We start from the raw sequence: 24,370 nt of genomic DNA on the forward strand, positions 1-24,370 counted from the left end.
TCGGCATCGCCGTGCTGGGCGGCTGCGCGGCCTGGGCCCTGATCACCGCGACCGCACGGGCCGGCCGCCCCGAGGGCATGCTCCTCGCCGTGCTCGCCGTCGCCGCGGGCTACGCGTGCGGCCGGATCGGCGGCGCGCTGGTGCCCGTCGCCGCGTCCTTCGCCGCCGGACTGGGCGGTCTGTGCCTCGCGATCGCCGTGCCCCAGGCCGTCCCCGCCCCGGACACCGTGGCCCCGATCGGCCGGGCCGGTGCGACGGCCGCGCTGCTCGCCCTGTCCACGGGCGCCCTGTGCTGCGCCGCCTGGTCGGCCCGGGAGCGGACCCTGCGGATCGCCCTGCACCTGCCCGCGGTCGCGACGGTGGCCGTCGCCGCCGTGCTCGACTCGATGGCCGGGGTCGCGGCGTGCGCGGGCGTCGTGCTGTGCTCGCTCGGCGTGGCCCGGCTGCGCCGCAGGGCGATCGGCCTCGCCGCGCTCGGCTGCGCCACTGCGCTGGTGGCCGGGCTCGGCGTCGCCCTCGCCAAGGACGCCCTGCCGGCCGGGCTCGCAGCGACCCTGGAGGGCCGGCTCTCCCAGCACCGGATCCTGCTGTGGCGCGACGCCCTGCACCTGGCCGAGAGCCATCCCGGGCTCGGCACGGGTCCCGGACGGTTCGAGGAGCGTGCCCTCGCCCTCGGCCAGCCACAACCCCCCGACGGCAAGCCGCACTCCGCCGTCTTCCAGGTGGCCGCCGAGCAGGGCGTCATCGGGGTGCTGCTGCTGACGGCCGCGTACTGCTGGCTGCTGTACGTGCTGTGGCGCTCGGCCCGCTCGACGCAGGTGGTCCTCGCCGCCGGGGCGGCCCTGACGGTGGTGGCGGCGATGGCGACGGTCGGCAACGCGCTCAGCTTCACCACGGTGACCGCGGGCGTGGGCCTGCTCGCGGGCATCGCGACCGCCGAGCCGTTCGCCGAGGACCCGCCGCACGACGAAGCGGCCGCCCCCGTGCTCAGGGGCGGCCGCGACTGATGGCCGAGATCGGAACCGTCGTCAGACGACCGGTCCCGGGGCGGTCGGCTTGAGGCGGTCGCGGATGTGCCGCACCGCGCTCTCCGCGTCGTCGACGGTCACCGTGAACTTGCGGCCGTCCCCGAGACTGAGCACCACGCCCTCACCGCGCCGCACGACGACGGCCGTGCCGATCTCCGGGCGCCACCGGTAGCCCCAGCCGCCCCACTGCCGGGGCGTGACCCGCGGCGCGAAGTCGGCGTCGACCACATGGGACAGCGGGATGCGGCGGCGCGGCAGTCCGACGTGGCCGCAGCGCACCTCGAGGTGGTCCTTGTCGACCTTCACGGCGACGTGCAGGAACGCGAGGGTGCCGAAGAGGACCAGCAGGCCGACGGCGATGAGCCCGACCACTGACATGGCCAGGGCCGCGATGCCCGTGGCCCACGAATTGTCCACGGCCAGCTCGATGCCGAGGGCGAGGCAGGCGAAGCCGCCCAGGGCGAGGAGCCACTGCACACGATTGTGTGCGCGGCCGGTCCAGATGTCGGTCCCGTGGGCGGAAGTGCGTCGCCCGGGGTGCTCGTCGGCGGCGTGTTCCCTCATGCACACGAGCGTACTCAGGTTCCGGGGCGAAGGCACCGGCTTGCGGAGCGTGACTGCTCCGGACGGTGCCGGCGATCACCTGGCGTGACTGACGGCTCCCAGCCCACGGCCCTCGGCGTACGTGAGGGCGGCCTGCGGAAGCGATTCCTCCCGGCCGCTGAGGATCACGGTCAGGCTGCCGCGCCCGGCCGCTTCCGCCCCGGGGCGCGCCCCGATCCGGCGCAGCGCCTGCGCGGCGACGGCGCCCGCGCTGCCGTGCAGCACGAGGGGCGCGCTGCCCGGCTGCTGCACCGCGGCGCGGATACGCTCCGCGACCAGCTCGTAATGGGTGCAACCCAGCACGACGGCCCGCACGTCACGCGGGGTGAGGGCGGCCGCGGCGGCGATGGCCCGGTCGATGCCCTCCTCGTCGGCCCACTGCACCGCGTCGGCGAGGCCGGGGCAGGGCACCTCCGTGACCTCGACGCCGTCCGCGAAGTCACGGATCAGCGTCCGCTGGTACGGGCTGCCGGTGGTGGCGGGCGTGGCCCAGATCGCGATGGGGCCGCCGCCCGACGCGGCGGGCTTGATCGCGGGGACGGTGCCGATGACGGGAACGGCCGGCTCCAGCCGGGCCCGCACCGCGGGCAGGGCGTGCACGGACGCCGTGTTGCACGCGATGATCAGGGCGTCGGGGCCGTGCGCGGCGGCGGCCTCGCAGACGGCCAGTGCGCGCTGCGCGACGTCCTCGGGGGTGCGCGGACCCCAGGGCATGCCGTCGGGGTCGGAGGAGAGCACGAGGTCGGCGTCGGGCCGCAGGGTCCGTACCGCGGCGGCGGCCGCGAGCAGTCCGATTCCCGAGTCCATCAGCGCGATCTTCACCCGGAAACCATAGACGATGGGTCCGACAGGACGGCGTCGGTGGGGCAGACTGCGGCGGATGGACGTCGTTGCGTGGATCACCGCGGCCTCGCTCGCCGCTTGGCTGTGGCTGCTGCTCTGCCAGGGGTTCTTCTGGCGCACGGACCTGCGGCTGCCGCCGCGCGCGGAGCCCGACGTCTGGCCCGACGTGTGCGTGGTGGTGCCCGCCCGCGACGAGGCGGCCGTGCTGCCGGACAGCCTGCCCTCGCTGCTCGCGCAGGACTATCCGGGGCGGGCCGAGATCTTCCTGGTGGACGACGGCAGTTCGGACGGTACGGGTGAGGTGGCGCGCGCCCTGTCCGAGCGGCTCGGCGGGCTGCCGCTGACGGTCGGCTCACCGGGTGAGCCGCCCGCGGGCTGGACGGGGAAGCTGTGGGCGGTGCGGCACGGCATCGCGCTGGCACGCGCGCGTGGCCCGGAGTTCCTGCTGCTCACCGACGCGGACATCGCCCATGAGCCGGACAGTCTGCGGGAGTTGGTGGCGGCGGCCCGCACGGGCGGCTTCGACCTGGTGTCGCAGATGGCCCGGCTGCGGGTGGCGAGCGTGTGGGAGCGGCTCGTCGTGCCGGCGTTCGTGTACTTCTTCGCGCAGCTCTATCCGTTCCGGCGGATCGCGAAGAAGGGCTCGCGCACGGCCGCGGCGGCGGGCGGCTGCGTCCTGCTGCGGACGGCGGCGGCCGAGCGGGCCCGGATCCCGGACGCCATCCGGCAGGCGGTCATCGACGACGTGTCGCTGGCGCGGGCGGTGAAGGGCTCGGGCGGGCACGTCTGGCTGGGCCTCGCGGAGCACGTGGACAGCGTGCGGCCCTATCCGCGCCTCGCGGACCTGTGGCGCATGGTGTCGCGCAGCGCGTACGCGCAGTTGCGGCACAACCCGCTGGTGCTGCTCGGCACGGTGCTCGGGCTCGCCCTGGTCTATCTGGTGCCGCCGCTCGCGCTGTGCGCCGGTCTCGTCACGGGCAGCACGCCGACCGCGCTGCTGGGCGCGGCCGCCTGGGCCGTGATGACGGCGACGTACGTCCCCATGCTGCGGTACTACCGGCAGACGCTGTGGCTGGCTCCCCTGCTCCCGTTCACCGCGTTCCTCTACCTCCTGATGACGGTGGATTCCGCGGTGCAGCACTACAGGGGGCGGGGCGCGGCCTGGAAGGGGCGTACGTACGCCCGTCCCGACGCCGCGCCCGAGCAGCGGTGAACTCGCCCCTCGCGTGCGCTACTTGCGGCCGGGCGTCCAGTTCATGCCCCACCCGTAGGCGTAATCCACGGTCCGCTGCGGGCTGACGCCCCGCTCGGGCACCAGATAGCGGGCTTCGCGCTGCACGGTCAGATCGCCGCCGGTGTGGGTGATGAGGGCGAGCGCGCACACCGTGGACGGCACGGTGCACTCGTCCAGGGAGAAGTCGATCGGTGCGCCGTTCAGCGGTGTCAGGGTGACCGTCGCGTGCAGGTCGGCGAAGCTGCGGGCGCCTTCGTAGATCGTCACGAAGATGAGGACCCGGCGCAGGGCGTCCTTGTGGTCGAGATTGATCGTCAGGTTCTCACCGGCGGCGAGGCTGCCGCTGCGGTCGTCGCCGTCCAGGTGGATGTACGGGGGCTGGTGCAGCGCCCCGAAGGCGTTCCCGAGGGCCTGCACGACCCCCTTGCGTCCGTCGGCCAGTTCGTAGAGCGCGCACAGGTCGAGATCGAGGTCGCGGTGCATGGCGGTGGCCCGGCCCCGCTTGCTCCCCCAGCCGCTGAACTGCTTGCGCACCTCCCAGTTGAGGTTGACCCGCATCGCGCCCGACGTGCCGCCCTGCTTGGTCAGCGAGACGGTGGGGGCGGACTTGGTGAGCGTGACCTTGGTCAGCTGCACCGGCGCCGCGGCCGGAACCGTGGGCGGCGCCGCGGGCGGTGGGGGCGGCGTCACGGGCTGCGGCGTGGCGGCCGGTGCCGCGTGCTGGGGTTCGTCGACCGTGATCCCGTAGTCCGTGGCGAGGCCTTCGAGTCCGCTGCTGTAGCCCTGGCCGACCGCGCGGAACTTCCAGGCGCCCTGCCGCCGGTACAGCTCGCCGAGGACGTAGGCCGTCTCCACGGTCGCGTCCGTGCTGTCGTAGCGGGCGAGTTCGGTACCGGTGGCCGCGTCCACGACCCGGATGTACAGGCCCGGCACCTGGCCGAACGCGCCGCCGTCCGCCGACGCCGCGAGGACCACGGTCTCGATGACCGGCTCCACGCGCGCGAGGTCGACGAAGAGCGTGTCCGTGACGGCACCGTCCGTGGTGGCCTTGCCGTCGTGGCGCACGGCTCCGGAGGCGTGCGCGGGCTGGTTGTAGAACACGAAGTCCGCGTCGGAGCGGACCTTTCCGGAGACGAGGAGGAGCGCCGACGCGTCGGCGTCGGGCACCCCGGGCCCGGAACGCCACCCCAATTCGACCCGCACCGCCGAAGCCGGCACCGCGACATTCGATCCCTTGGCCATTGTCATGTCTGCCCCCAACGTCGTCTCCGGCTTCGCCGTCAACCTATTCCCCGTTCCCCGAAGGACCCCAGAGGCGGGGCGCGAAGATCACTGGCCAACCGCCGGTAACCCGCCGGGAGCTCGGCCTTTACACGATTTCAACGCGGCCTGACGACCGTTTTTCCCAAGTTCGCTCGCATTGGGGAAGCGAAGTCACTGCCGACACGCAAAAGAACCCTCTTATCGGGCTACCCCAACGACCACATCGTGGGCTTAACTTATGTGTCATGACCTCCCCCCGCTCCACCTATGGCGGCGGTTACTACTCCGCGCCGTCCTTCCCGGACACTCCGATCTACGACTCCCTCGTCGCAGAGCGGGGCACGCCCCAGATCGCCCCGATCCGGGTTCCCTCCGCGTACGACACCGGCAGCCATCTGCCCGCCCTTCCGGCAGCACTGCCCGCACTCCCCTCCGGCCCCTCCGCGGCCGCACCGCAGTACGGCTACGCCGCACCCCAGCAGGCTCCGATGCAGGCGGCCCCGATGCAGCCGGCGCCGACGGCGTACATCCCGCAGCAGCAGAGCGCGCCCCGCGGCTACCCGGGCCCGCAGGCCCAGCCGCAGCGGCAGGCCACCGGGTACGAGGCGATGCGCCCGGCGGCGCCCCGTCCGGCGCCCGCCCCGGCACCGTACGAGGATCCGTACAACCGCCAGCAGTACCGCGGTTACTGAGGGACGACCGGACTCGGCACCGGCGCGGGGGCTGTCGGCGCAGGCTGGCAGGATGGCCCCATGTCGCATCCTGTGCTCAGTTCGATCCATGTCCACCCGCTGAAGGCGGTTCGGGGGCACGCACCGCGCGAGGCGGTCGTGGAACCGTGGGGGCTCGCGGGGGACCGGCGCTGGGTACTGGTCGACTCCACGGACAAGATCGTCACTCAACGCCCGCATCCGCGCCTGGCGTTGGCCGCCGCCGAGCTGCTGCCCGGCGGCGGCGTCCGGGTGTCCGCGCCCGGCAAAAAGCCGCTGCCGATCGAGGTGCCCGAGCCGGTCACGACGACCACGATCGAGGTGTGGCGGGACAAGGTCGAGGCCGTCCCCGCCGCCGACGCCGCGCACGCGTGGTGGAGCGCGTACCTGGACACCGACATACGGCTGATGCACCTGGACGACCCGGCGACCAGACGCCCCGTCGACCCCGCCTACGGGAAGCCCGGCGAGACGGTGAGCTTCGCCGACGGCTATCCGCTGCTGCTGACCGCGCTCTCGTCGCTCGACGCGCTCAACTCGCTCATCGCGCAGGGTGACCACGCGGACGAGGGCCCGCTCCCCATGAACCGTTTTCGGCCGAATGTGGTGGTCTCCGGCACCGCGCCCTGGGCCGAGGACGACTGGTCACGCATCGCGATCGGCGAGGTCTCCTTCCGCATCACCAAGAAGAGCGGCCGCTGCGTCGTGACGACGACGGACCAGACGACCGCGGAGCGTGGCAAGGAGCCGCTGCGCACCCTCGCACGACACCGCCGCTTCGGTGACCAGCTGTGCTTCGGGACGAACCTGGTGCCGGAGTCGACCGGCACGGTCCGGCTGGGAGATCCGGTCACCGTTCTCGAATAACCGTCACCCGGTGGGGGAACCCGGCGGCCCGGCATGCTCGTTGAGGGACAATGGCAGAGTCGGAACCATCGGCACGAGGGTCGAGCGGGTGATGTCGCTCTCTCTTCCCGCCGCCCACGCGTGGACGCTGCCGTTCGGGGTTATGACGGACGCGGAAGGGGGTGCAGCCGTGCGAGCGATCAGGGGGCTCTGGCGCTGGCGCCACAATCCACTGCGCCGTGGGACGGACCTGGCCGAGGCATGGGTGGCGCTGGTCGCGCTGATCCTCATCGTCGTGGCCGGGCCGGTCCTCGGGATCGTCGCGGGATCCCTCTCCCGTGACGCGCTGTACCGCTCGGTTCAGGAACAGCACAGCAAGCGCCACGAGGTCACGGCGACGGTGGAGAAGAAGGTGTCCCAGCCGCCGCTCGACCCGGACCCGGAGACGTCGACCGCGCGTGACGCGCACAGCCGGGTCGTCGCCCACTGGACGGCGCCGGACGGCTCGGCGCACCGGGGCAGGGTGATAGCGGCGCTCAAGACACCGCACACGGGTGACACGTTCCCGCTGTGGACCGACGACAAGGGCCGCGTCACCGGCCGCCCGCTGGACCGGGCGACCGCCACGACGCACGCGGTGCTCGCCGGATTCGGGGCGGCGGTCGCCGTCACCGGCCTCGTCGAAGGCACCCGCCGCCTGGTCGTGTGGCGCATGGTCAGGCGCCGGTACGCACGGTGGGACCAGGCCTGGGACATCGCGGGCCCGGACTGGGGCAGGACCGGCACCGGCAGCTAGCGGCCGCTGACGGGGTCCCGGCTCCGGTCAACTGCCGTGCCCCGCGCACGCTACGGTGGACCCACCTTTCGCAGGGAGACGTCCGTCAGGGCGCGAAGACGACCCGCGTACGACGAGGTGGGGGCAGAGCAGCGCCATGGCACAGGGCACGGTCCAGGTGACGCACACCGGCACATCGAGGTGGCGGCGCCGCACGGGCGAGTACGCGTCGCTGGCCGCCGCTCTGGAGGCGGCCGGCGACGGAGACGTGCTGACCGTCGCCCCCGGCACGTACAGAGAGAACCTCGTCGTCCAGCGCGCGGTGACGCTGCGCGGCCCCGAGGGCTCCCCCGGCTCGGTGCGCATCGCGCCCGCCGACGGGGTGCCGCTGACCGTGCGGGCCTCCGCCACCGTGCAGGACCTGCACGTGGAGGGCCAGGACGCGGCGGCTCCCGCGCTGCTCGTCGAGGAGGGCGCGCCGGAGATCACCGACGTGCGGGTGGTGACCCGGTCGGCGGCCGGGATCGAGGTGCGCGGCGGGGCGCGGCCCACCGTGCGGCGCTGCACCGTCGACAATCCGGGCGGCATCGGCATCGCCGTACTGGACGGCGGGGGCGGTGTGTTCGAGGAGTGCGAGGTGGTCGCCGCCGGTCAGGCCGGCGTCGCCGTGCGCGGTGGCGCGCACCCCCGCCTGGAGCGCTGCCGGGTGCACCACACGTCGGGATCGGGCCTCTCCGCGACCGGCGAGCACACCGGTCTGGAGGCCGTCGGCTGCGAGGTGTACGAGGTCAAGGGCTCGGGCGTGCAGATCACCGGGCGGGCCACCGCGCACCTGACGGACTGCGACGTGCACCGCACGACGGCCGACGGGGTCACGCTCGACACGGACGCGGTGCTGACCCTCGCGGACTGCCGCATCCACGACGTCCCGGAGAACGCGGTGGACCTGCGCTCCCGGTCCGTGCTCACCCTGACCCGTTCCACCGTGCGGCAGTTCGGGCGCAACGGTCTTTCGGTGTGGGACCCGGGCACGCGGGTGGACGCCAACCAGTGCGAGATCCACGACAGCACGGGGGACTATCCGGCGGTGTGGGTGAGCGACGGGGCGACCGCGGTGCTGGACGCGTGCCGGGTGCACGACGTGCCGGACGCACTGTTCGTGCTCGACCGCGGTTCGCGCGTGGACGTCGTCGACACCGACCTCTCGCAGGTGCGCAACACGGCGGTGTCGGTGAGCGACGGCGCGACCGCGCAGCTCGACGACTGCCGCATCCGGGAGGCCGCGACGGGCGCCTGGTTCCGTGACCACGGCAGCGGCGGCACGTTGTCCAACTGCACGGTGGACGCGACCCAGACGGGCGTGATCGTCACCAAGGGCGCCGACCCGACCATCGAGCGCTGCTCGGTCACCTCCCCCGCGGAGGCCGGCTTCTACGTGTCGGCGGGCGGCCGGGGCAGCTTCCACGGCTGCCGCGTGTCGGGCAGCGGCGGCTACGGCTTCCACGTGATCGACGGCTGCCGTACCACGCTCAAGAAGTGCCGTACGGAGCGGTGCTCGCGCGGTGGCTACGAGTTCGCCGAGGACGGCCCGCTGGTCGAGGAGTGCACCAGCGACGAGAGCGGCGGGATGCGTCCGGGGGCGACGGCCGCTCCGGAGCCGGTCGTGCAGACCGCGACGCAGTCCGTGGGGCTGCTCAGCGCGGTGCCCGACCAGCGGCCCGCCGCGCCGCCCCAGGAGGAGGCGCAGCCTTCGCGCACGTCGAAGGCGGTACTCGGTGAACTCGACGCGCTGGTGGGCCTGGAGAGCGTCAAGCGCGAGGTGCGGGCGCTCACCGACATGATCGAGGTGGGGCGCAGGCGCCAGGAGGCCGGTCTCAAGGCCGCGTCCGTGCGACGGCACTTGGTGTTCACCGGCTCCCCCGGCACGGGCAAGACGACGGTGGCGCGGCTCTACGGCGAGATCCTCGCCTCGCTCGGCGTCCTGGGGACGGGGCACCTGGTGGAGGTGTCCCGGGTCGATCTGGTCGGCGAGCACATCGGATCGACCGCGATCCGTACCCAGGAGGCCTTCCAACGGGCCCAGGGCGGCGTGCTGTTCATCGACGAGGCGTACGCCCTGTCCCCCGAGGACTCGGGGCGGGACTTCGGCCGTGAGGCGATCGACACGCTCGTGAAGCTGATGGAGGACCAGCGGGACTCGGTCGTCGTCATCGTCGCGGGCTACACGGCGGAGATGGAGCGCTTCCTCTCGGTCAACCCCGGTGTGGCGTCCCGGTTCTCACGGACCATCACGTTCTCCGACTACCTCCCCGAGGAGCTGCTGCGGATCGTGGAGCAGCAGGCGGACGAGCACGAGTACCGGCTCGCCTCCGGGACGCCGGAAGCCCTTCTGAAGTACTTCACGGCGATCCCGAAGGGTCCGGCGTTCGGCAACGGCCGCACCGCGCGGCAGACGTTCGAGTCGATGGTGGAGCGGCACGCGGGCCGGGTCGCCCAGGTCGACGAGCCGGACACCGACGACCTGACGCTCCTCTACCCGGAGGACCTGCCGGAGCTGCCCTGAGGCTCGCCCTCGGGGCGCGGCTGCGGGACGCCGGGCTTGAGGCGGGCCAGGAGGCGGGTGCGTTCCTCGGCGAAGACCGGGTCGGCCTGGTAGTCGCCGTGACCCAGGATCGGTGCGGGCAGCGGGTGTTGCTCGGTGCGGCCGTAGGCGAGCGGGTCCAGGAGGGCCGGGTGGTCGACCTGGGGGCCGCATTCGCCGGGCAGGTCGATCGGGCCGCCGATCGGGTCCGTCCTGCGGTGCAGATTGCGCCAGCAGTCGACCTGCCGGTGCAGCGACGTGAGGGCCGCGGGTCCGAAGTGCACGGGGAACCAGCGTCCGTACAGCCGCTCCAGCGGCGACCCGTAGGTGAGCAGTCCGACGCGCTTGCGCACGGAGGGGTGCAGTTGCCAGGCCGCCGCGGCCGCCAGCACGCTGCCCTGTGAGTGCCCGGACAGCACGAGCCGGCCGCCGGTGGCGCGGGTCCAGGTGGCCATGCGCCAGGTGAGGTCGGGGACGGCGCGCTCGGCGTAGCAGGGGGGCGCGAAGGGGTGCGCGGCTCGCGGCCAGAAGGTGCCCACGTCCCAGAGGATGCCGATGGTGCGGCGTGCGGACGCGTCCTTGTAGGCGCGGCGGCCCCAGGTGACGAACAGTATGAAGCCGAAGCCGATCAGCCAGGAGCCGAGTGCCTGCGCGGTGTCCGCGGCTCCCTCGACGACGGAGAAGGTGCCCTCGGCGGCGGTTCCCGGCACCTTTCCGGTGGCCCAGGCACCGGCCACGGCGAGGGCGCCGAGCAGCAGGGTCACGGACGAGACGACGCCGATCATCAGGGGTGCCCGGTCGGTGAGGGCGGCCCGTGCGCGGGTGCCGGCGATCCGTGCGGTGCGCGTCGGGTCGGGGCGCTCGCCGGGTTCGGCGGAGCGCTCGTCCAGGGCGTAGTCCAGGCCGACCTGGGTCTTCTCGCGCTTCTTGACGCGTGCGGTGCGTACGGCGAGGGCGGCGCACAGGACGGCGACGATCACCAGGAGGGGCGGGATGACGGCGGCCTGCCAGGACAGCAGCACCGGCGGGCCCTTGATCAGGCCGCTGGTGCCGTCGAGCCAGTCCGCGACGCGCTGCGCGATGCCGCCGGTCATCACGCCGCCCAGGGCGCAGGCGAGCATCGCGGTGGCGGGTCCGCCGAGGCCGCGCAGCGCGGTGCGGTGGTCGGGCGCCGTGCGGTAGATCGCCGTGGCGACCACGGCGAGGGCGATCACCAGGGCGCCCTGCACGAGTGCGATGCCGCCGAACGTCGTGTCGCCCGGCAGCCGGCCCGCCGACCGCCAGTCGGGGCGCGACCAGCCCGCGTACAGCATGCTGAGGACGAGCAGGCCGAGCGCGCCGTACGGCAGGGCGCGCACCAGGGTCTTGTCCAGGCTGATGTCGAGCTTGTTCTCGCTGCGGCCCCGGCGCGCGACGACGCCGACGACCAGGAGTGTGCCCACGGCCAGCGAGCCGACGAGGGCCCACCCGAGGACGTCGAGGACGACCGGTCCGCCGGGAGCGCGGTCGTGCCGGGCGGCCGAGGTGCCGACGGCCGCCGCCACGGTGAGCAGGCCCGCCGCGGTGTGCGCGGCGCGCAGCCGGGCGACGAGGCGCCGCCCGTACCAGAACCCGGGCCTGCCGAGCGCGCCGCTCGTCTCGCCGTCGTCGGCGTCGGGCTGGTGCGGCAGCGGGCGCTGCGACTCGTAGGCGCTCCAGGTGCGGTGCGAGAGGTACCACAGGAGTGCCGTCAGGGCGGTGGGCACGAGCGAGGCGAGGGCGAGCCGTCGGCCGGGCTGGCTCCACCAGCCGCCCGCGCCGTGCGCGTCGACCGCGAGGAAGCCCAGCCAGGCCCGCTGGTCCGCGCACGCGGCGGTGCCCGCGCACTGCCAGGCCGTCAGGTCGAGCGCGACCTCGCAGACCGCGGCCACCAGGAGCACGGTGAGCGTGAGTCCGGTGAGGCGGACCAGCAGGCCGTAGAGCCGGACGTTCCGGGATTTCCTGCGGGCGTTGGGCCGCATCCAGTGGGCGAGGTTGACGACCATGAAGGGGAGCAGCAGCAGCCACAGTGCCCGGGAGCCGTTGCCCGAGGTGAGGTTGCACCACACGTACGCCTCGGGGACCGGCTTGCCCCGGTAGTCCTCCGGCCGTGCCTCCGCGTCGACGTCCTCGCCGCGGCGGAAGACGGCCGCCGTCTCGTCACCCGACACCCGTACCGTCTGCGGGTCGTCGAGCATCTCCTGAGGTGTGGTGCCGCCGACCCCGTGGACCAGCAGCTCCAGGGCGGTCTCGTCCGCCACCGCCGCCTTCTCGTGCACTTTCTCGTGCACCTTCTCGTGGTTCTCGCGCGCCGTATTCATGTGTCCCCCGTTCCTGAGCGTTACCAGGATCCCGGCTCAGTGCTCCCGTGCGCACCCCTCGTCACGGAATCTCCCCGACCCGTCGTGCGGATTTCGCCACCGCGGGGTGCCGCCGCGCTGGTCGGGCGCGCGGGTGGTGGTACGGGTGTCGGTGCCGCGTGCGAGGATGACGCCGAAGACCTGAACGTGGCTGGTGTGACGAGGCGAAGGGACCCGACGGGACGTGAGCGAGAACCAGAACCTCCTCGCGGAGCAGCGCCGCGCCCTGATCCTCGACGAGGTGCGTCGCCGCGGCGGCGTCCGGGTCAATGAACTCACCAGGAAGCTCGGCGTGTCGGACATGACGGTCCGCCGCGATCTGGACGCACTGGCCCGGCAGGGCGTGCTGGAGAAGGTGCACGGCGGGGCCGTGCCGGTCGTCGAGGCGAGCACGCACGAGCCCGGGTTCGAGGCCAAGTCGGGCTTGGAGCTGACCGCCAAGGAGGACATCGCGCGGACCGCCGCCACGCTGGCCGCGCCGGGCACCGCGATCGCCCTCTCCGGCGGGACGACGACGTACGCGCTGGCCCAGCAGCTGCTCGACGTGCCGGACCTGACGGTGGTGACGAACTCGGTGCGGGTGGCGGACGTGTTCCACGCCGCGCAGCGCAGTGCGGGGACCCGGCAGGGCGCGGCCACCGTGGTGCTGACCGGTGGTGTGCGCACGCCGTCCGACTCGCTGGTGGGGCCCGTCGCCGACCAGGCCATCGCGGCGCTCCACTTCGACGTGCTGTTCCTCGGCGTGCACGGGATAAGCCCGGAGGCGGGCCTGTCCACGCCGAACCTGGCGGAGGCCGAGACGAACCGGCGGCTGGTGCAGTCCGCGCGGCGGGTGGTCGTCGTCGCCGACCACACCAAGTGGGGGACGGTGGGCCTGAGTTCGTTCGCCTCGCTCGACCAGGTGGACACCCTGGTGACGGACGCGGGGCTGCCCGTCGACGCCCGCGCGGAGGTCTCCGAGCACGTGCGGCTGGTCGTCGCCGGTGAGCCCGAGACCGGTACAGACATCTGACGGGCCGACAGCTATGGTGACCGTACCCGGTCAACCGCTCTGTTCTGCCCGTCCGTTGGTGGCGTCTTCCTGTTTGGGGGCTGAACGTTCATGGCACGTCGACTTCTCCCCGTCGGTCTCGATTTCGTCGAGACGGCGCCGCTGCGGCTCGTGTTCGCCCGTGAGGTGTCCGCATCGCCGGACGCCGTGTACCGGGCGCTCGCGGAGGACGTCGCCGGGTGGCCCCAGTGGTTCTCGGCGGTGACCCTGGCCAGACCCCTCGACGACGGGGCCGACGGCCCGCGGCGCGAGGTCCGGCTCAAGGGCGGGACCCGGTTCGTGGAGACCATCGTGGCCGCCGAGCCCGACGGGCTGTACGCGTACCGGGTGGACGAGACCAACGCACCGGGTGTGCGGGCCCTGTTGGAGGAGTGGCGGGTCGTCGCCGTGCCCGGCGGCTCCCGCGTGCAGTGGACGTTCGCGGCGGACGGCGCCGCCCCGTTCCGGGTGGGTCTGAAGGTGGGCCGGGCCGGTCTCGGGCGGGCCTTCCGGGACGCGGTCGGAGCCCTGGACCGGCGCCTGTCGTCGGCGAACGCCTAGGCGGAGCCGGTCACTCGGGCCACTGTCCCGTCTCGAGCAGCTGCGTGATGGCCTCGGCGTACGGGGCGATGTCCAGGCCCTGCCGCGCCAGCCAGTCGTCCGAGTAGTACTTGTCCAGGTAGCGGTCGCCGGGGTCGCACAGCAGGGTCACGACGCTGCCGGTGCGGCCCTGCGCCACCATCTCGGCGACGATCTTCAGGGCGCTCCACAGGCCGGTGCCCGTCGAGCCGCCCGCCTTGCGGCCGATGGCCTGCTCCAGGGCGCGGACGGCCGCCACGCTCGCCGCGTCGGGGACCTTCATCATGCGGTCGATGGCGCCGGGCACGAAGCTGGGCTCCATGCGAGGGCGGCCGATGCCCTCGATGCGGGAGCCGCAGTCGCTCGTCGCGTCGGCGTTGTCCGTCGTCCAGCCTTCGAAGAAGCAGGAGTTCTCGGGGTCGGCGACACAGATGCGGGTGTCGTGCTGCATGTAGTGGACGTAGCGGGCGAGGGTCGCCGAGGTGCCGCCGGTGCCGGCCGTCGCGACGATCCACGCCGGGTGCGGGTAGCGCTCCAGCTCCATCTGTCGATAGATCGACTCGGCGATGTTGTTGTTGCCGCGCCAGTCCGTGGCCCGCTCCGCGTAGGTGAACTGGTCCATGTAGTGACCGCCGGTGCGGGCGGCCAGGTCGGCGGCCTCCGCGTACACCGTCATGGGGTCGTCGACGAAGTGGCACCGGGCGCCGTGGAATTCGATGAGTCGGCACTTCTCGGCGCTGGTCGTACGGGGCATCACCGCGATGAAGGGGACGCCGATCAGCTTCGCGAAGTAGGCCTCCGAGACCGCCGTCGAGCCGCTCGACGCCTCGATGACGGGGCGGCCCGGACGGATCCAGCCGTTGCACAGGCCGTAGAGGAACAGCGAGCGTGCCAGGCGGTGCTTGAGACTTCCCGTGGGGTGGGTCGACTCGTCCTTGAGGTAGAGGTCGATGCCCCAGTGCTCCGGCAGCGGGAAGCGCAGCAGGTGGGTGTCGGCCGAGCGGTTGCTGTCGGCCTGCACCTTGCGGACGGCTTCTTTGAGCCAGGTTCGGTAGTCGGGATCCGTGTGGTCGACGTCGAGCGTCGGCATCGGTTCACCGGCCGCGCCGTCGCCCAGGGGACGGCCTTGCTGAATCGTGCTCACCGCACGGCTCCTTCGCGTCGTTCCGAGCGTCGGCCCGGGCAGGCCCCCGACAATGGATCGGCAGGGGATGCCCAGCGGACCGGTGCGGCCCCGGTCGGAGCGACCCGGACGCCTCGATCATAGACACCTTCCGCACGCTTCTCACCTGCATAAACACACCTTTGAGCGCCTCAAAGGACGGCCTGGCGACCGGGCGGGAACGGACGTGCGAGGGGGGCGCGCATTCCGTTTGCACCCACTGCTTCACTCCACGTCCACATGCACACTGGTGCTCCTGGCCAGGTGCGTGCAGACTGCACCGCACGAACGCACTGAGGGGGCGAAGCGGCATGGCGGAGCCGGAGTTCACGGCGACGGGCGTGCGGATCGGGCGGCGGTTGCGCTCTCTGACCCGGGCCGGCCAGGTCCGGATCAAGGGCGGCAGGCTGGAGTTGCTCACGAGTTACGGCAGTGAGATCGACAGCGCCCCCCTCGACGAAGTCCGTGCGGGCAAGCCCTGGTTCGGCGCCGACGACCGCGCGACGGCCGAGGTCGACGGCAGGCGGTACCTGCTGCGGCTCGGCGGTCAGGGTGGCGATGCCGGACCGCCGACGGCACGCCGGTTCATCGAGGCCGTGCGCAGGGCCACGACCCGCACGTCCTAGTTCCACGCGCTCCGGAGGGGCAGCCGTCGAAGTTGCACGCCCGCATCCCCTGGGTCACTCTGGTCACACATCACTACTCAGGGTTTACCGGCGATGACGCTGCGAACCAGCCCGCCGGACACAAGCAGCGGGCGGTCCTGTTCACAGCGTGGTCCTTCCGCTCGATCCGATCTCGTCTTCCGGACCTCTTTCGGGGAGTCGCAGCCGTGATCAGCCAGCCGAGCAGGCATTGCACGGTGGAGCTCCAAGCCCTGCCGTCGCGGATCGGTCAGGTCCGCAGAATCGTATCGGCGCAGTTGCGCTACTGGCATCTCGATCCACTGATCGACCTGGCGGCGCTCGGTGTCACCGAGCTGCTGACCAACGTCCACCGGCATGCCGAGCCGGACAAGATGTGCACCGTGGAGATCGAACTGCGCAGGGACCGGCTGACGGTCTCCGTGTACGACCACGATCCGCGGTTCCCCGAGGTCCGCGACGCCGATCCGCTGGCGACCTGCGGACGCGGTCTCGCGATGGTCGCCTCGGTGAGCGACGACTGGGGGGTGCGGCCGCACGGCGACGGCGGCAAGGTCGTCTGGTTCTCGCTGCCCGCCCCGTCGCCCGCGGTGGCCCTGCCCCCGTATCCGGTGTACGGCTCCACGGCCGCAGTCCACGCCGACGCGCCCACGCATGCTCCCGCCCGGTCGGCCGTCGCAGGCTGACCGGGCGGTGATCACACCGTCAGGACGGATCCGCGTCACTCGGTGGCGATGGCGCGCAGCACGTCGAGGCGGGCCGCCCTGCGGGCCGGGCGCAGTCCCGCGAGGGCGCCGGCGGCGAGGCCGACGAGGGCCACGACGACCAGTTGCAGCGGCGGCAGCGCGAACGCGAAGTCGCTGTCGCTCGCGCCGTCGGACGCCCTGACCAGGACCCAGCCGAGGAATCCGCCGAGGACCAGTCCGCCGGCCGTGCCGAACGCGGCGACCAGCACGGACTCCCAGCGGACCATGGCCCGCAGCTGTGCCCGGGTCTGCCCGACGGCCCGCAGCAGGCCCAGCTCGCGGGTGCGTTCGTGCACGGCGAGGGTGAGCGTGTTGGCGATGCCGAGCAGGGCGATCAGGACGGCGAGGGCGAGCAGCGCGTAGACGAGGGTGAGCATCATGTCGATGCCGCCCGCCGCCGACTGCGCGTACGCGTCGCGGGTCTGCACCTCGGGATCGCCGTACGCGGCCGCGACCTTCTCGACCGCCGCCTTGCCGTCGGCCGCGCTCACGCCGTCCTTGAACGTCACGGAGACGAGGGTGTCGGAGTCCTGGGCGCGGTGCGGGGCCCAGGCCTCCCGGGTGATGACATAGTCGCCGGCGAGTTCGGACCGGTCGTAGACGGCGCGGACGGTGAACGGTTCGCGGGTGCCGTCGGTGAAGGCGAGCCGGGTGGTGTCGCCGACCTTCAGGTGCAGGGCGTCGGCCTCGTTCTCGGTGAGGGCGATGCCGTGCGTGCCCAGGTCGTCGAGCGAGCCGCGGACCGTGCCGAGGTCGAAGGCCCGGGCGAGGGCGGCCGGGTCGGTGACGGTCAGGGCGCGGCCCTTGCCGTCGACGGCCGCGACGCCCTTGCCGAGTCCGACGGCGGTGGCCACCTCGGGCCGGCGCGCGAGGGCCGGGGCCAGCTTGGGGCTCAGCCCGCTGCCGCCCGCGCCGAACGACGGGGTGGAGACGGCGACGTCACCGGCGAAGGAGCGGCTGACGGTCTGGTCCATGGTGGCCTTGAGCGAGGCGCCGAAGACGGTGAACAGGGAGACCACGGCGACGCCGATCATCAGCGCGCCGGCCGTGGCGGCGGTGCGCTTCGGGCTGCGCAGGGCGTTGCGCCGGGCGAGTGAGCCGGTGACGCCACGGAGCCGGTCGAGCGGGCTGCCGAGGACGCGGACCGTTGAGGTCGAGGCGACCGGCCCGAGCACCACGAACGAGGCGAGCACCAGGACGGCGCCGACCCCGGCCAGGGTGAGCGAGGGGGACACCAGGACGCCGGCCAGGGTGGCGGCGAGCGCGGCGGCGCCGAGGACCGTGCCGACGACGGCGCGGCGGCGCGAGGCGCCGGAGTCGTCGACGGCGGTCTCGCGCAGCGCGGCGAGGGGCGCGGTGCGTCCGGCGCGCAGGGCGGGCAGCAGGGCGGAGCCGAGGCAGACCACGACGCCGACGGCGAGCGGCAGCAGCATGGACAGGGCGCTGATCACCAACTCGCCGTCGGGGAAGGGGAATCCGATGGCGGGGAAGAGCGCCTGCAGACCGGCGGCGATGCCGATGCCGCCCGCGAGTCCGGCGGCCGAGGCGAGGACGGCCACGCAGCCGGCCTCGGCGAGGGTCGCCGCGGTGACCTGCCTGCGGGATGCGCCGAGCGCCCTCAACAGGGCGTTCTCCCGGGTGCGCTGGGCCACGACGATCGCGAACGTGTTGTGGATGGAGAAGGTCGCGACGAGCAGCGCGATGCCGGAGAAGACGAGCAGGAACGTGGTGAAGAGGTTCAGGAACTGGCCGGAGATCATGTCGGTGTTCTCCTGGGCCGCCTCCGTGCCGGTGATGGCCTCGACGCCCCGGGGAAGGCGGTCCTTCAGCGTGTCGACGAGCTCCTGCTGGCTGACGCCCGGTCCGGCCCGCACCTGGATGGTCGACGCCTCCCCCGGCTTCGGCGTGAGGTACTTCTCGGCGTCCGCGCGGGTCATTCCGGTGAAGGTCACCTGGGCCATGCCGTCCTCGCCGCCGGAGGTGGCCAGGCCGACGACGGTGACCTGCACGGGGTCGGGCGTGCGCAGCGTCGTCGTGTCGCCGATCTCCAGGTCGCCGGTCTTCGCGGCGCCGCGGTTGACGACGACTTCGCCCGCCTTGCGCGGGGCGCGGCCCTCGGCGAGCTGGTACGCGTTGAGTTCGGGGTCGTCGATCCAGTTGCCGGCGAGGGTGGGCGGGCCCTGGCCGCCGATGGGCTTGCCGTTCGCGCCGATGAGCTGGCCCGCGCCCTGGATGTTCGGCGTGGCCGCGGCGACGCCCGGCTGCCCTGCGAGGTCGTCGGCGAGCGAGGCGCGGACGGGCTGCCGGGTGCCCTGGCTCTCGCCGGGCGTGGTGATGACGTTGGTGCTGCGGACGACGGCGTCCGTGCCGCTGCTGGCTCCGGCGAACATCGAGTCGAAGCTCGCGCGGAGCGTGTCGCCCATGACGAGGGTGCCCGCGAGGAACGCGACGCCGAGCACGACGGCGGTGAACGTGCCCGCGAAGCGTCGCTTGTGCGCGCGCAGGGACCTGAGGCTGAGGCGTGCGGAGGCGTTCATGACGATCCGTCCCCTCGGGTGCCGTCGAAGGCCTTCATCCGGTCGAGGACCTTCTCGGCGGTGGGGTGTGCCATGCGGTCGACGAGGCGGCCGTCGGCGAGGAAGACGACCTCGTCGGCGTGGGCGGCGGCGACCGGGTCGTGGGTGACCATGACGACGGTGCGGGCGGTGCGGCGCACGGCGTCGCCGAGCAGGCCGAGGACCTCGGCGCCCGAGCGGGAGTCGAGGTTGCCGGTGGGCTCGTCGGCGAAGACGACGTCGGGCCGGCCCGCGAACGCCCGCGCCACGGCGACGCGTTGCTGCTGTCCGCCGGAGAGTTCGGCGGGCCGGTGGTGCAGCCGGTCGCGCAGTCCGACGACGTCGACGAGCGCGTCGAGCCACTCGGTGTCGGCCCGGGCGCCGGCCAGGTCGATCGGCAGGGTGATGTTCTCGGCGACGGTCAGGGTCGGCACCAGGTTGAACGCCTGGAAGACGAACCCGATCCGGTCCCGCCGCAGCAGGGTCAGCCGCTTGTCGTCGAGGGCGCTCAGTTCGGTGTCGCCGAGGTACGCGGCGCCGCCGGTGAGGGTGTCGAGCCCTGCCGCGCAGTGCATGAGAGTCGACTTGCCGGAACCCGAGGGCCCCATGATCGCGGTGAACCGTCCGGCGCGGAAGTCGACGCTCACGCCGTCGAGGGCACGGACGGCGGTGTCGCCGGAGCCGTACACCTTGACGGCGTTCTCGACGCGCGCTGCGGTGTCGGTGAGCGTCGCGGTGGTCATGCCGCACCGTCCTTGGTCTGGCTGCCGTAGCGTCCGAACTCCTCGTTCAGGACGGTCAGCCGGCGCCAGTACTCGTCCTCGTCGATCTCACCGGAGGCGAACCGCCGGCCGAGGACGGCGATCGGCGAGTTCTGGTCGACGCGGGCCGGTCCCGGCCGCCAGGGGCCGCGCCGCCCGCGCCACACGGTGCGGCGCAGCAGGGTGATGCCGCCGACCACGACGGCCGCCCAGATCAGCGGGAAGAGAAGGATCCACGGTCCGGGGCCGCCGCCGAAGTGCGCGAGGGTCTGCATCTGACTCATCTCCCGAAGGACGTCGGTGATTGATGACTCGAGCGTCGCTCCGCGAGGGGGGCCAGGTCGTCGTACGGCCAGCGGCACATCGCGTACCACCGCGGGAGTACGACGGCGCCTTCCGGCTGCTCCCACCCCTCTGCCCTTGCCTTCTGTAACTACTAGTATGTACGGTGAGGTCATGAACACTCAGGAGCGACTGATCGAGACGACCCGCGAGCTCCTGTGGGAGCGCGGGTACGTCGGCACCAGCCCGAAGGCGATCCTGCAGCAGGCGGGCGTCGGTCAGGGCAGCATGTACCACCACTTCACCGGCAAGGGCGATCTCGCGCTCGCCGCGATCCGGCGCACCGGCGAGGAGATGCGGGCCACGATCGACCGGCTGCTCGGCGCGGACGGTTCGGCGTACGAGCGGGTCGAGGCGTATCTGCTGCGCGAGCGCGACGTGCTGCGCGGCTGCCCGGTCGGGCGGCTGACCATGGACCCGGACGTGATCGCCAGCGACGAGCTGCGCGCGCCGGTCGACGAGACGATCGCGTATGTGAAGAGCCGGATCGCCGACGTCGTCCAGGAGGGCGTGACGGACGGCGAGTTCGCTCCCCACCTGGTGCCGGCCGACATCGCCGCCGCCGTCGTCGCGACCGTGCAGGGCGGTTACGTCCTGGCGCGCGCCTCCGGGTCCACCGACGCGTTCGACGCGGGCGTCCGCGGCCTGCTCTCCCTGCTCCGCTCCCCCGCCACCACCACGGACTGAGGACACCTTCGTGCAGATCACGCGCCATCGCCCCGACTCGCTGCAGGGTCCGGCGGAGAACTTCACCGGGACGGTCTGGCTGGAGGAGATCGCCGGCCCTCACCTCCCGTCCCGGTTGCGGATGTTCAACGTCCACTTCGCTCCGGGCGCGCACACCGCCTGGCACACCCACCCGCACGGCCAGGTACTGCACGTCCTCGCGGGCGAGGGCCGGGTGCAGCGCAGGGGTGGTGAGGTCGAGATGATCCGGGCGGGCGACACCGTCTGGATCGAGCCCGACGAGTGGCACTGGCACGGGGCGGGGCCGCGCACGTTCATGACGCACCTCGCTGCCGTCGAGGCGGCCGAGGACGGCACCACGGCCTGCTGGGGCGCGCACGTCACGGCCGACGACCCGCACCCGGCGCACTGACGAGGAGACCGACCGTGCATGCGATGAACTACGAGATGACGCTGCCCGCCGACTACGACATGGACGTCATCCGCGCGCGGGTGGCGGCCAAGGGCCATCTGCTGGACGACTACCCGGGCCTCGGCGCCAAGGCGTACCTGATGCGGGTGCGCGGCGAGCAGGACTCTCCGGTGAACCTGTACGGCTCCTTCTACCTGTGGAACACCGCGCAGGGCATGAACTCCTTCCTCTGGGGCCCGGGTTTTCAGGGCGTGGTGAACGACTTCGGGCGTCCGGTCGTGCGGCACTGGACCGGGATCGCGTACGAGGAGGGGCCCGCGAGCGCGGAGCCGGCGCGCAGCGCGGTGCGGTCGCGGACGCCCGTCGAGGCGGGTGCCGATCTGCCCGCGGTGACGGCGGACGCGGTGGCCGCGACCGGGCAACTGGCCGCCCAGGACGGCGTGTTGTACACCGCGGCCGGGGTGGATCCGCGCACCTGGGAGCTGGTGACCTTCTCGGTCTGGGCGCACGACGCCCCGAAGGCGTCCGGCGACGTCTACCAGGTGCTGCACCTGTCGCAGCCCGAGCGGCATCTTCTGCACCGTGGGAGGCAGTGGTGAGCGGCACCGTACGCAGCGTTCAAGGAGACCTGGATCCACGGACGTTGGGCGTGGTCGACGCCCATGACCACCTCTTCTTCCGCAGCCCGCTGCTGCCCGGGCAGGAGCTGGCCGACACCGGACTCGCACGGCAGGAGCTGGCGGCGTACGCGGCGGTGGGCGGCGGCACCGTCGTGCAGTGGACCCCGTACGGGCTGGGGCGCCGGGCCGCCGAGCTGCCCGCGCTCGCGGAGGCGACCGGGGTGCGCGTCGTCGCCGCGACCGGTCTGCACCAAGCGGCCCACTATCCGGGCGAGTTGCTGGACGCGCGCCGGACGGACCTGGCCGAGGTCTTCGTGCGCGAGCTCACCGAGGGCATCGGGGACAGTGGCGTTCGGGCCGGTCTGATCAAGGTCGCGGGCGGGTTCCACGCACTCGACGCGCACGCCCGGTGGACGATGCGGGCCGCCGCGGAGGCGCATCACGCGACGGGGGCGCCGATCGCCGTCCACCACGAGCTGGGCACGGGCGCCCTGGACGTGCTCGACCTGCTGTGCGACGAGTTGGCGGTGCCCGCGCACCGGGTGATCCTCGGGCACCTCAATCGCTGCCCCGACGTCGTGACGCAGCGCGAGGCCGCCCGCTCAGGTGCGTACGTGGCGCTCGACGGGCCGTCGCGGGGCAACCACGCCACGGACTGGCGGATGCCCGACGTGATGGCGGCGCTCGCCGGTGCCGGGTACGCGGACCGGCTGCTGCTGGGCGGCGACACCACGACCGCCGGCGCGCGGTCGGTGAGCGGTGGGCCCGGGATGCCGTACCTGCTGCGGCGGGTGCGGCCCCGGCTGGAGGCCGAGCTGGGCAAGGAGGCGGTGGAGCGGATCCTCGTGGACAATCCGGCACAGGCGTTCTCGGTCGAGTGGCGATGAGGGGTGCGGACGTGGTCTCTGGAGTACTGGTCGCCGAAAGCCTGCGCGCGGACGGCGAGTTGAGCGGAGTACCGCTGTCCCTCACCCGGGTGCGCCGGGTGCGTGCGGCGGGCGTCGGGGACGGCCAGCCGGCCGACTGGACGCTGCTGCACTTCGAGGCCGCGGACCGCGACGCCCCCGCGCTCGCCGACGCGTTGGCGGACTGCCTGTCCCCCGAGGGCGGCTGGTACGCGGACTTCCACGGCGCCACCGAGGTGTACGTGGTGTTCGCCGGGCACGTGTGCCGGTACCGGCGCGGTGACGCGGCGGGCCGCGAGGCGGCACGCGCGCACGGCCGGTCCGTGGGCGTGCCGGAGGAGCAGCTCGACTGGGGCGAGTGACGGGCCCTGCCGCTCAGCTCGGCGCGGTGAGCGCCGCGATCGGGTCGTCGAGCACCGGCTGCCAGGCCAGCTCGGCGGCGCCGACCAGGCTGTTGTGGTCGAGCGTGCACGCCAGGATGGGCACCCCGCCGCTGCGTCCCCACAGACTGCGGTCGGCCACGACGGCCCGCAGCCGCTCCGGGTCGACATCGAGCAGGGTGCGGTGCAGGCCGCCCAGGATGATCCGGTCCGGGTTGAGGATGTTGACCAGGCCGGCCAGGCCGAGTCCGAGGCGGTCGATGAGAGTCTCGGTGGCCGCGCGCACCGCGCCGTCGCCCGGGGCGTCGCGCAGCAGGCCGCGGGCCTGCTCCAGGAGCGACCCGCCGGGGTCGGGGGTGCGGCCCGCCGCGATGAGGAAGGCCAGCGGATCGGCCTCCACGTCCAGGCAGCCGCGGCTGCCGCAGTGGCAGGGGCGGCCCTCGGGGTTGACGGTGAGGTGCCCGACCTCCAGGGCGAGGCCCGAACTGCCGGTGTGCAGATGGCCGTCCAGGACGAGCGCGCCGCCGACCCCACGGTGTCCGGTGGCGACACACAGCAGGTCGCGGGCGCCGCGTCCGGCGCCGTGCCGGTGCTCGGCGAGCGCGCCCAGGTTGACGTCGTTCGCGGCGAACGCCGGGATGCCGAGGTCCGCCTCGCGGACGCAGTCGGCGAAGATCTGCCGGACCGGGGCTCCCGCGGGCCAGGCCAGGTGCAGCGGGTTGAGGGCGGTGCCATCGGGTTCGGCGACGGCGGACGGCACGGCGAGGCCCGCGCCGACGCAGCGCCGGCCGCTGCTCTCCAGGAGCCTGACGCCCGCCTCCACCACGGAGCGCAGCACGTCCGCCGGGTCGGGGTCGATGATCTCGCAGCCGGGGGTGGTGGCGACGATCTGCCCGCCGAGGCCGACGAGGGCCGCGCGGTAGCCGTCGGAGTGGACCTGGGCGGCGAGGGCGACAGGCCCGTCCTCGGCCACAGAGAGGCGGTGCGAGGGGCGCCCCTGGGAGCCGGCGGCGGCGCTAGGCCTGGCGTCGATCCTGATGAGGCCGAGCGCTTCGAGTTCCGCGGCGACGGCGCCCGCGGTGGCGCGGGTCACGCCGAGTTCGGCGGTGAGGACGGCGCGGGTCGGGGCGCGTCCGGTGTGGACGAGTTCGAGCGCGGGGCCGAGGGCGCTGCGGCCCCGTTCAAGCCGCGGTGGCCGCGTGGCACCTTCGCCCGCCGTATGGCTCCCGTTCCCGGAGGCCGCCCTGCCGCCCATCAGCAACTCCTCGCCCTGATCACGGTCTGGA

General features: G+C 73.2%; 24 protein-coding genes. 15 read left to right on the plus strand and 9 right to left on the minus strand.

Going from position 1 to position 24,370, the window contains the following annotated elements; translation table 11 throughout:
- Positions 1-1,007, plus strand: a 1,007-nt coding sequence (locus M4J07_RS02380) for an O-antigen ligase family protein (protein WP_308284723.1), incomplete at its 5' end; no start/stop codon positions are given.
- A 21-nt stretch (positions 1,008-1,028) separates the two neighbouring features.
- On the opposite strand, the gene M4J07_RS02385 is transcribed toward M4J07_RS02380, so the two are convergent.
- The gene (locus M4J07_RS02385; protein WP_255966594.1) at positions 1,029-1,592 is read right to left on the minus strand and encodes a hypothetical protein; all 564 of its coding nucleotides are present in this window, start codon (positions 1,590-1,592) and stop codon (positions 1,029-1,031) included.
- Between the two features lie 75 nt (positions 1,593-1,667).
- On the minus strand, positions 1,668-2,453 hold the full coding sequence (locus M4J07_RS02390; RefSeq protein WP_255966596.1) for a glutamate racemase: 786 nt from the start codon (positions 2,451-2,453) through the stop codon (positions 1,668-1,670).
- Positions 2,454-2,511: 58 nt separating this feature from the next.
- Here M4J07_RS02390 and M4J07_RS02395 point away from each other — a divergent pair, with 58 nt between their 5' ends.
- Complete coding sequence (locus M4J07_RS02395; protein ID WP_255966610.1) at positions 2,512-3,687, plus strand: glycosyltransferase; 1,176 nt, start codon at positions 2,512-2,514, stop codon at positions 3,685-3,687.
- Positions 3,688-3,705: 18 nt separating this feature from the next.
- Here the strand turns inward: M4J07_RS02395 and M4J07_RS02400 are convergent, their stop codons facing one another.
- Complete coding sequence (locus M4J07_RS02400; protein ID WP_255966740.1) at positions 3,706-4,950, minus strand: TerD family protein; 1,245 nt, start codon at positions 4,948-4,950, stop codon at positions 3,706-3,708.
- A 266-nt stretch (positions 4,951-5,216) separates the two neighbouring features.
- On the opposite strand from M4J07_RS02400, the gene M4J07_RS02405 reads away from it, so the two are divergent.
- The 4 genes from M4J07_RS02405 (at position 5,217) to M4J07_RS02420 (ending at position 9,865) form a co-directional block, all read left to right on the plus strand.
- A complete protein-coding gene (locus M4J07_RS02405; RefSeq protein ID WP_255966611.1) occupies positions 5,217-5,663 on the plus strand; it encodes a DUF6643 family protein in 447 nt (148 codons plus the stop codon).
- A 60-nt stretch (positions 5,664-5,723) separates the two neighbouring features.
- Positions 5,724-6,548 (plus strand): MOSC domain-containing protein, encoded by an 825-nt coding sequence (locus M4J07_RS02410; RefSeq protein ID WP_255966612.1) that lies wholly within the window; start codon positions 5,724-5,726, stop codon positions 6,546-6,548.
- Between the two features lie 169 nt (positions 6,549-6,717).
- Entirely contained in the window at positions 6,718-7,323 is a 606-nt protein-coding gene (locus tag M4J07_RS02415) for an Rv1733c family protein (RefSeq protein WP_255966613.1), read from the plus strand.
- Positions 7,324-7,459: 136 nt separating this feature from the next.
- Positions 7,460-9,865 (plus strand): right-handed parallel beta-helix repeat-containing protein, encoded by a 2,406-nt coding sequence (locus tag M4J07_RS02420; RefSeq protein WP_255966614.1) that lies wholly within the window; start codon positions 7,460-7,462, stop codon positions 9,863-9,865.
- Here the strand turns inward: M4J07_RS02420 and M4J07_RS02425 are convergent.
- On the minus strand, positions 9,835-12,222 hold the full coding sequence (locus tag M4J07_RS02425) for a hypothetical protein (protein ID WP_374214982.1): 2,388 nt from the start codon (positions 12,220-12,222) through the stop codon (positions 9,835-9,837). The two genes, M4J07_RS02420 and M4J07_RS02425, sit on opposite strands and share 31 nt — an antisense overlap.
- A 223-nt stretch (positions 12,223-12,445) precedes the next feature.
- Between M4J07_RS02425 and M4J07_RS02430 the strand changes: the two genes are divergently transcribed.
- Together M4J07_RS02430 and M4J07_RS02435 are read left to right on the plus strand one after the other, a co-directional pair.
- Positions 12,446-13,273, plus strand: coding sequence for a DeoR/GlpR family DNA-binding transcription regulator (locus M4J07_RS02430; RefSeq protein ID WP_255966615.1), 828 nt, complete (start codon positions 12,446-12,448; stop codon positions 13,271-13,273).
- A gap of 90 nt (positions 13,274-13,363) precedes the next feature.
- Positions 13,364-13,852 carry an SRPBCC family protein gene (locus M4J07_RS02435; RefSeq protein WP_255966616.1) on the plus strand — a complete coding sequence of 163 codons (489 nt, stop codon included), beginning with the start codon at positions 13,364-13,366 and terminating at the stop codon, positions 13,850-13,852.
- Positions 13,853-13,862: 10 nt separating this feature from the next.
- Here the strand turns inward: M4J07_RS02435 and M4J07_RS02440 are convergent, their stop codons facing one another.
- Positions 13,863-14,960, minus strand: a complete 1,098-nt coding sequence (locus M4J07_RS02440; protein WP_255966743.1) for a PLP-dependent cysteine synthase family protein — start codon at positions 14,958-14,960, stop codon at positions 13,863-13,865.
- 383 nt (positions 14,961-15,343) lie between these two features.
- On the opposite strand from M4J07_RS02440, the gene M4J07_RS02445 reads away from it, so the two are divergent.
- Both M4J07_RS02445 and M4J07_RS02450 read left to right on the plus strand, forming a co-directional pair.
- Positions 15,344-15,658: a hypothetical protein gene (locus M4J07_RS02445; protein WP_255966618.1), complete on the plus strand. Its 315-nt coding sequence runs from the start codon at positions 15,344-15,346 to the stop codon at positions 15,656-15,658.
- Positions 15,659-15,864: 206 nt separating this feature from the next.
- Entirely contained in the window at positions 15,865-16,362 is a 498-nt protein-coding gene (locus M4J07_RS02450; protein ID WP_255966619.1) for an ATP-binding protein, read from the plus strand.
- A 35-nt stretch (positions 16,363-16,397) separates the two neighbouring features.
- Here M4J07_RS02450 and M4J07_RS02455 read toward each other — a convergent pair whose 3' ends face one another.
- Genes M4J07_RS02455 through M4J07_RS02465 form a run of 3 tightly spaced genes read right to left on the minus strand, consistent with a single transcriptional unit; the run spans position 16,398 to position 20,013 of the window.
- Positions 16,398-18,959: an ABC transporter permease gene (locus M4J07_RS02455; protein WP_255966620.1), complete on the minus strand. Its 2,562-nt coding sequence runs from the start codon at positions 18,957-18,959 to the stop codon at positions 16,398-16,400.
- Positions 18,956-19,720 carry an ABC transporter ATP-binding protein gene (locus M4J07_RS02460; protein WP_255966621.1) on the minus strand — a complete coding sequence of 255 codons (765 nt, stop codon included), beginning with the start codon at positions 19,718-19,720 and terminating at the stop codon, positions 18,956-18,958. Before M4J07_RS02460 ends, M4J07_RS02455 begins: the two co-directional genes overlap by 4 nt.
- Entirely contained in the window at positions 19,717-20,013 is a 297-nt protein-coding gene (locus M4J07_RS02465) for an SHOCT domain-containing protein (protein ID WP_255966746.1), read from the minus strand. The genes M4J07_RS02460 and M4J07_RS02465 overlap by 4 nt, the downstream gene beginning before the upstream one ends.
- A 166-nt stretch (positions 20,014-20,179) precedes the next feature.
- Between M4J07_RS02465 and M4J07_RS02470 the strand changes: the two genes are divergently transcribed.
- Genes M4J07_RS02470 through M4J07_RS02490 form a run of 5 tightly spaced genes read left to right on the plus strand, consistent with a single transcriptional unit; the run spans position 20,180 to position 23,066 of the window.
- Positions 20,180-20,767 (plus strand): TetR/AcrR family transcriptional regulator, encoded by a 588-nt coding sequence (locus M4J07_RS02470; protein ID WP_255966622.1) that lies wholly within the window; start codon positions 20,180-20,182, stop codon positions 20,765-20,767.
- Positions 20,768-20,777: 10 nt separating this feature from the next.
- On the plus strand, positions 20,778-21,179 hold the full coding sequence (locus M4J07_RS02475; protein WP_255966623.1) for a (R)-mandelonitrile lyase: 402 nt from the start codon (positions 20,778-20,780) through the stop codon (positions 21,177-21,179).
- A 14-nt stretch (positions 21,180-21,193) separates the two neighbouring features.
- A complete protein-coding gene (locus M4J07_RS02480; RefSeq protein ID WP_255966624.1) occupies positions 21,194-21,778 on the plus strand; it encodes a DUF4865 family protein in 585 nt (194 codons plus the stop codon).
- Positions 21,772-22,686, plus strand: coding sequence for a phosphotriesterase family protein (locus M4J07_RS02485; RefSeq protein ID WP_372350631.1), 915 nt, complete (start codon positions 21,772-21,774; stop codon positions 22,684-22,686). Before M4J07_RS02480 ends, M4J07_RS02485 begins: the two co-directional genes overlap by 7 nt.
- Positions 22,687-22,697: 11 nt before the next feature.
- On the plus strand, positions 22,698-23,066 hold the full coding sequence (locus M4J07_RS02490; protein ID WP_255966626.1) for a hypothetical protein: 369 nt from the start codon (positions 22,698-22,700) through the stop codon (positions 23,064-23,066).
- A 13-nt stretch (positions 23,067-23,079) separates the two neighbouring features.
- Here M4J07_RS02490 and M4J07_RS02495 read toward each other — a convergent pair whose 3' ends face one another.
- Positions 23,080-24,339, minus strand: a complete 1,260-nt coding sequence (locus M4J07_RS02495; RefSeq protein WP_255966627.1) for an ROK family protein — start codon at positions 24,337-24,339, stop codon at positions 23,080-23,082.
- Between the last annotated feature and the right edge of the window lie 31 nt (positions 24,340-24,370).

This window comes from Streptomyces longispororuber (genome assembly GCF_024448165.1).
Lineage (GTDB): Bacteria > Actinomycetota > Actinomycetes > Streptomycetales > Streptomycetaceae > Streptomyces > Streptomyces longispororuber_A.

What these genes read in the sequence shown, in the direction of transcription:
- M4J07_RS02465 (WP_255966746.1), bottom strand. Translation starts at nt 20,013, where the DNA reads ATGCAGACCCTCGCGCACTTCGGCGGCGGCCCCGGACCGTGGATCCTT.
- M4J07_RS02435 (WP_255966616.1), top strand. Translation starts at nt 13,364, where the DNA reads ATGGCACGTCGACTTCTCCCCGTCGGTCTCGATTTCGTCGAGACGGCG.
- M4J07_RS02405 (WP_255966611.1), top strand. Translation starts at nt 5,217, where the DNA reads ATGACCTCCCCCCGCTCCACCTATGGCGGCGGTTACTACTCCGCGCCG.
- M4J07_RS02420 (WP_255966614.1), top strand. Translation starts at nt 7,460, where the DNA reads ATGGCACAGGGCACGGTCCAGGTGACGCACACCGGCACATCGAGGTGG.
- M4J07_RS02385 (WP_255966594.1), bottom strand. Translation starts at nt 1,592, where the DNA reads ATGAGGGAACACGCCGCCGACGAGCACCCCGGGCGACGCACTTCCGCC.
- M4J07_RS02495 (WP_255966627.1), bottom strand. Translation starts at nt 24,339, where the DNA reads ATGGGCGGCAGGGCGGCCTCCGGGAACGGGAGCCATACGGCGGGCGAA.
- M4J07_RS02400 (WP_255966740.1), bottom strand. Translation starts at nt 4,950, where the DNA reads ATGGCCAAGGGATCGAATGTCGCGGTGCCGGCTTCGGCGGTGCGGGTC.
- M4J07_RS02440 (WP_255966743.1), bottom strand. Translation starts at nt 14,960, where the DNA reads ATGCCGACGCTCGACGTCGACCACACGGATCCCGACTACCGAACCTGG.
- M4J07_RS02445 (WP_255966618.1), top strand. Translation starts at nt 15,344, where the DNA reads ATGGCGGAGCCGGAGTTCACGGCGACGGGCGTGCGGATCGGGCGGCGG.
- M4J07_RS02425 (WP_374214982.1), bottom strand. Translation starts at nt 12,222, where the DNA reads ATGAATACGGCGCGCGAGAACCACGAGAAGGTGCACGAGAAAGTGCAC.
- M4J07_RS02460 (WP_255966621.1), bottom strand. Translation starts at nt 19,720, where the DNA reads ATGACCACCGCGACGCTCACCGACACCGCAGCGCGCGTCGAGAACGCC.
- M4J07_RS02455 (WP_255966620.1), bottom strand. Translation starts at nt 18,959, where the DNA reads ATGAACGCCTCCGCACGCCTCAGCCTCAGGTCCCTGCGCGCGCACAAG.
- M4J07_RS02410 (WP_255966612.1), top strand. Translation starts at nt 5,724, where the DNA reads ATGTCGCATCCTGTGCTCAGTTCGATCCATGTCCACCCGCTGAAGGCG.
- M4J07_RS02395 (WP_255966610.1), top strand. Translation starts at nt 2,512, where the DNA reads ATGGACGTCGTTGCGTGGATCACCGCGGCCTCGCTCGCCGCTTGGCTG.
- M4J07_RS02470 (WP_255966622.1), top strand. Translation starts at nt 20,180, where the DNA reads ATGTACGGTGAGGTCATGAACACTCAGGAGCGACTGATCGAGACGACC.